The sequence below is a fragment of the Siphonobacter sp. BAB-5385 genome (genome assembly GCF_002261125.1).
In the GTDB taxonomy this organism is placed as follows: Bacteria; Bacteroidota; Bacteroidia; order Cytophagales; family Spirosomataceae; genus Siphonobacter.
Genome location: NZ_NMPS01000224.1, coordinates 48587 through 54586 on the forward strand (window position 1 = coordinate 48587; position 6000 = coordinate 54586).

A 6000-nucleotide genomic window follows, 5' to 3' on the forward strand; every position below is an offset into this window, starting at 1 on the left:
ACGGTTATTTCTCAAAAGTGACCAATATAAGAGAAATGACAATAATCCTATGGCCTTTTACAAACAACTTCTGTAAATGGTTACAGATTAGAATGCACCTTTCATGAGCATGGCATAGTTGGCAAGCCGTCTAGCTTTTATAGAATAATTTCGGCGTGAAGTGTATGTCCTTCGGGAAGTTTCGCGAAAAAATCTGCTCAAAACCTATGCTTAGGACTCACAGCTGGCATCGCAGGCTAACTCCCAGGACATGTCACCTATAAATAACTTACCCTAATGCTGGATGGAACGGAACCTGTTTTGAGCTTATAGGAGCTGTTCACCTGTGCATGAGTTAAGTAACATGCTATGACGACTACGCAATAAAAGGCCCACCTGGGGAAATATCCAGGCAGGCCTTTTTGGGGATTTATTCAAGCAAATTAGTTATAAATAATGCATACAGTTTTTCAACGCTTCATTGACTTATCTAAATCCTTTCGCAGTGCTTCATCAGTTGAATAAATACTACGTTTGATCCTAATTCACCTGACGAAGCAGACTCCTAAGCCGCCACTATAGAGCCTCAACCTGCCCAAAGGAGCAGGGACTAAATGTTGTTTAACCCACTGCTCCACAAAGGTAAACGTTTCATTTTTAAGTTAAACAGGCTTAAACTAACCAGTTAAGACCCCTACAAGTAGGGGTATCCCCCTGTTTTTAGGGGGTGCAATTGGGGTAAATTGCACCTATGTTTCCTACCATTCAGCTTGCTACCTTTGATCCAACTTGTGAGGCAGGGGTTTGATGTTGGACTTCGCTTCTACCGAATCAAGCAGGGCAAGGTTAAACTCTTTACTTGATGCGAAGAGCCGATCTCCGTCAGTCATTTGGGTTGAAAGGGGGAAAGTGACCTAATGACTGACGGAGCTTTGCCTGACCAAAAGGATCTAACTACGTAGCCGTTAGTCTTCTACCTTCTGCTTATTGTTAGTTCACGTTAGATTGACATTGAACCTTATGAAAGGCCTGCTTAAGGATCTCCTTAAGCAGGCCTTTTGCATTTTTCAAGGTATAGACCATTCCGCTTGAGTGCCAGAACCAAAGGAAAATAGCTATCAGACCATCGTTGATGAAGGGGTAAGGGTGATCAAAAATAGTCTGGTTTCCCAGAGGAGTTGATAGCATTTCGCCCTATGTGAACTTCCTCCTAGTAAGGCTAGTACAACGCTTAAATCTGCATGATCATTGAGAACCTATAAAATGGGCAGAATTGAATTGAACCGGTCGGATGGAGTGATTCATACTTTTGATTGATAAGTAGTAACTTATTCTACTATTACTCATTTTTTAATAGTATCTTACGTCAATTTTTCATATAAAAATGGCTCGTCGTGCTTAACCAGGAATCCGCTTTTTCCACTAATTCTACTGAAGAAAACCAACGGCTCCAATTTGCTTTACAGGCTGCGGGCATCGGTACCTGGGATTTAGACATCATCCATCAACAGGTTTGGTGGGATGAACGTTGTAAGGAACTCTATGGGTTTTGCAAAGATGCTGTTGTTTCTTATGATCAGGTGCTTTCCTACATGCACAAGGAAGATCAACAGCGAGTGGATCAAGCCGTCCAATGGGCTTTGAATCCGGCCTCTGGCGGTCAATATATGATTGAATTTCGAACCATTGGAGCGGAAGACAAACGCCTGCGTTTGCTACGCTGTCAGGGAAAGGCTTACTTTGATGAACGTGGCGTGGCCTATCGTTTTTCAGGGATCGCTCAAGACATCACCGAAGAAAAAAAGCTTGCTGAAGACCTGGAGCAACAACAACTCCAGCTTCAAACGATTCTCGATCATCTCCCGGTAGGCATTTTGATTGCCGATGCAACCGAAAAGTTGCTGTATGGCAATCCGCAAATGGAACGTATGTTCATGCATACGCTTAGGGAGAGTAAGGATCTGGAATTTTATCAAACTGGGCAGCTGTTTGATCCGTTGACTAACGACCCTATTGCTCTGGAACAAATACCAATGGTGCGGACACTGCGGCACGCGGAAACAGTCGAAGGAGTTGAAGTTAAATTACGTCGGGCAGATCATACCTGGGCGTATGCTTCGGTTAATAGTGTTCCCGTCTTGAATGCTCAAGGGAAGGTACAGCTAGGCGTAGCCGCTTTTATTGACACAACCCAGCGTAAACGAGCTGAAGAAGACCTGCGTAAGAATGAGACTCTGCTACGTTCCGTTTTAGAAAGTATCTTGGATGGTGTTTACATCGGCGGTATGGAAGGGATCAGCTTAGCTAACCAGGTGGCTTTGGATCAACTAGGGTATGCCACACGTGAAGACCTGAATCGCAACATTGCCACGCTAGCTCAGGAAATTCAGACGAGAGACTATCAAACCCGTGCCATCATCCCTGCTTCTGAGCAAGCCTTTGCTAAGGCATTGGGGGGACAACGAATCATTCAGGATGTGCTCGTACGTCACCGCACAAGTCAGCAGGAACGCGTGGTTCGTTGTGCAGCAGCTCCCGTTCTAATCGATGGCAAAGTAGTTGCGGCGGTGGCTGTCAATACGGACGTTACCGAAATTAAACAGGCTGAAGAAGCCCTTCGCCTGAGTAAACAGCGTTATAAAGAATTAGCCAGTGAGCTTGAGCAGCGGGTGGAGGAAAGAACCCAGGCACTGGTAGCAGCGAATTACGATCTCAAACGCTCCAATGATCACCTGCAGCAGTTTGCTTACGTAGCCAGTCATGATTTACAGGAGCCTCTTCGTAAAATTCAAGTATTTACCAGACTATTAGCACGAGAAGAAGAAATCGGAGCGAATGAAAAAGCTAGTCATCATTTAAGTCGTATCCAGGCTGCTACCAGCCGAATGTCTTCGCTGATAAAGGACTTACTGAGTTATTCGCAGGTCGTGACCCGGCAACAAGATTTCACGCAGGTTTCTATAGATGCAATACTCGATCAGGTTTTAGATACCCTGTCCATCCCCATCCTAGAAAGAAAAGCTCAAATAACTGTAGATGCTTCCATTACTGTAGTAGGGGATGAGTTACATCTTCATCAACTCTTTCAGAATTTACTTTCCAATGCACTAAAATATACATCCCCAGAAAAGGTACCCGTCATTCATATTGCCTATCAGCGACTACAGCGTCAGCAGTTACCGATGAACATTTCGCCTACCAGTCAAGCCCAATGGTTCTATCAAATTAGCGTTGCCGATCAAGGCCTAGGATTTGATGAGCAATATGCAGATCGCATTTTTGAAGTATTCCAACGTTTACATGATAAAAACGAATATGAGGGTACAGGCATAGGGTTGGCGATTTGTCAGCGGGTCGTAGAAAGCCATGGCGGGGCTATTTCCGTAAGCAGCCAACCTGGGAAAGGCTCAACCTTTTATGTGTATCTGCCCGCTTACCAGTAGCAGTGCAGGTAAGGCGTTATACCGAAGGGCGGTTTTAACGCAGAATCTGCCCTGATGAATGAATGTGGCTAGGCATACTTAGCGGTCAGTTCCCAAGTTTATGCAAATAAAGCAATAGAAAATTCTAGCCTAACAATAAATAACCTTTACCGTAAAAGCGAAAAATAATATAATCAGGGGAGTTTGATCATAAGATTTCTACCAAAAATACTAGCTTCTTACTAGATGGAAGCGGGCTGCATTATACGTGGAAATGCCGAGCAATTTGATAGATCATACCTGCCAGAATGATCAATCCATAATAGGCCAAGATCAGGTGAAAACCCGTGAACCGTTTATTGAATCTGGCAAATTGCCTTAACCGGGCAATAGAATTTCTTCGTTCCGATGCGATAAAAGAGGAGCCACGATCAGCAGTTATGTTCTTCTCAGCAGTATCCATTGTTGTTGCTTTTTAGCAACCTTAGAGGTAAAATTGTGCCTGTCGTTAAGCGAAAAGAAATAATGGCTGATTTTCAGCAGTTTACTTTATAAAACCTATTAATTTTTAAAGGAAATTTTTTCAAAATGACAAGATGATTTTCATTTTGAAAAAAGGTCTGATCAGTCAGTAAAGTATGCTCAGATCACGTTTATAGGTGCTGTATACAAAGGGTGTCTGGCTACATGGGGTAGGGGATTTGCTAGTAAATCAGATGAGTGCCGGAACAAAAGCCTGACTGCTCAATGACTTGTTTTGCGGGTCCATTAATCAGAAAAGATCATAACTCTTTGGCTTGCTCTTAGTTAAGCAAATAGTTAACTTGATGGAAGCCACTTGTCTGGGCAGTCCACTAATCTTCGTACTGAACTTGTTTTGATTGCATGTCTTTTACCCCTTCATCACCTTCCTTTTTTACCCGTTTGAGTCGCCTGGTGCGACAACGCTTCAGCTTAGAAGAAGATCAGGATGACGCTTCAAAGGTTATTCAATCCATTAGTCGCGGAGAGTTCTCCTGCCATGAACTCCCGCTTGAGTTCCAGACCAATGACAAAGAAGAAAACGGCCATCAGGCCATCGTTGATCCAGATGTGTAAGGGGTGATCAAAAACGTGCTGGGCAACGCCCACGGAGAGACTGGTTTCCCAAACGTGGTGGTAGGATTCTGCCCCGGGTGAATTCGCCCAGAACAGGGCTGCCACAACGCTTAAAAATAAAACGATACCACTCGTATACTCCTGGTGGATGAATTTGCTAATGGGTCGAACGACCACATCAATGGGTGTTTGGCTCATCTTCGCCTCGAATCAATGGTTGCAGCGGTAAAGATAGCCTTAAGGCCTTAAGGAAGCCCCCAATGGAAGGCGAAAGTAAAGCCTTATAGAAGGCAAAGATTGAGTAGTAAAGATAAGAATAAAGGGTCCTTGGGCTGACGAATACTTACGGAAACAGGAGGAATAAACAGTAAAAAAGGCATCGGTTGAAAAAGCCTACATACAAAAATAAGCACGTTTTTGTATGTATGCTTCGATTTATAGACTCATGTGCTGCTTGTTTGGCAAATATAAGAAGAGATCATTTTAAAGGCCCATGAAGACTTCAAACGTGAGTTTGAGGCCTAGGAGCCGGAGCTTAGTAAAGTCTTACCATTTAACCGCACGTTTGCTAAGAAGCTAGAGCTACTCCGATCATTTGAATAACGGGCAAAAAGAAAGCTTGTTTAGATTCCCTAAGCAAGCTTTCTTTAGATGGGGCCTGACAGGTAACCAGCAATAAAGCTACTTGGAGCGTGAACCCGGTAGCAACCCCTTTACGCAGGACTCCGTTCGTAGGTAGATTCAAATCCCCCGAATGAATCAGCCTACTAGCCAAGTAGATTTTCAACCGCCGATAAAAAATCTTACCCTACCTAAAGGCGTAACTAAGGTCGGTTAGCCATTACTAACCCCAACGCTACAAAGATAAAGGGAATAGGATTAGTCGCTCTAGCATTAATTTAGTCGGATCAATACCCTAAAATGTAAGGGTTACAGGCGGAAAGTAGATAGATATCTAAACCTCGTATAGGCTAATACGTAAAGTAAATCCTAAAGTGTTGCATACGCCCTTAATACCTTCTTTTTAATTGATATATGACAATAAATTCACCTTACTGCTGATTGAGCTGGAGTTTTAATTTACTTCGTGTGGATCCCCGTCAGCATCATTTGGCCTAGTCTTTTACTAGGTTACGTTTTCCTTCCAACCTCTACATTCTCATCTCGCATGAATTCTGCTTCTCAATCCGCAGAGAATAGCTCACAGCCGGCTCTCTCAGCCCTGGAGTACCAAATCTTCATGGAGTCCTTTGCCCAGGCCTTCTGGGAAACCGATGCGAAGGGTATGGTTACTACCGATTCGCCCAGCTGGCGAGCCTACACTGGTCAATCGTTAGAAGAATGGCTGGGCGAGGGATGGGCCAAAGCGGTGCATCCCGACGATCAGGAATATGCCCTTTCGCAGTGGCAGGAGGCGGCCAGACTACGTCAACCCGTAAACGCGGAGTTTCGTCTACGCTCACCTACGGGTGGCTGGCGGTGGACCAACGTGCGGGCGACG

At 44.3% G+C, this 6000-nt stretch carries 3 protein-coding genes; 2 read left to right on the forward strand and 1 reads right to left on the reverse strand.

Features of this window, described 5'->3' with window-relative positions; translation table 11 throughout:
* The first annotated feature begins 1373 nt into the window (after positions 1 to 1373).
* Positions 1374 to 3422 carry a PAS domain-containing sensor histidine kinase gene (locus BWI93_RS23970; protein ID WP_094816152.1) on the forward strand — a complete coding sequence of 683 codons (2049 nt, stop codon included), beginning with the start codon at positions 1374 to 1376 and terminating at the stop codon, positions 3420 to 3422.
* A 957-nt stretch (positions 3423 to 4379) separates the two neighbouring features.
* Here BWI93_RS23970 and BWI93_RS23980 read toward each other — a convergent pair.
* On the reverse strand, positions 4380 to 4697 hold the full coding sequence (locus BWI93_RS23980) for a Na+/H+ antiporter NhaA (RefSeq protein ID WP_094816156.1): 318 nt from the start codon (positions 4695 to 4697) through the stop codon (positions 4380 to 4382).
* A gap of 970 nt (positions 4698 to 5667) precedes the next feature.
* Here BWI93_RS23980 and BWI93_RS23985 point away from each other — a divergent pair.
* A partial coding sequence (locus BWI93_RS23985; protein WP_141217583.1) for a PAS domain-containing protein occupies positions 5668 to 6000 on the forward strand: 333 nt, incomplete at its 3' end.

What these genes read in the sequence shown, in the direction of transcription:
- BWI93_RS23980 (WP_094816156.1), bottom strand. Translation starts at nt 4,697, where the DNA reads ATGAGCCAAACACCCATTGATGTGGTCGTTCGACCCATTAGCAAATTC.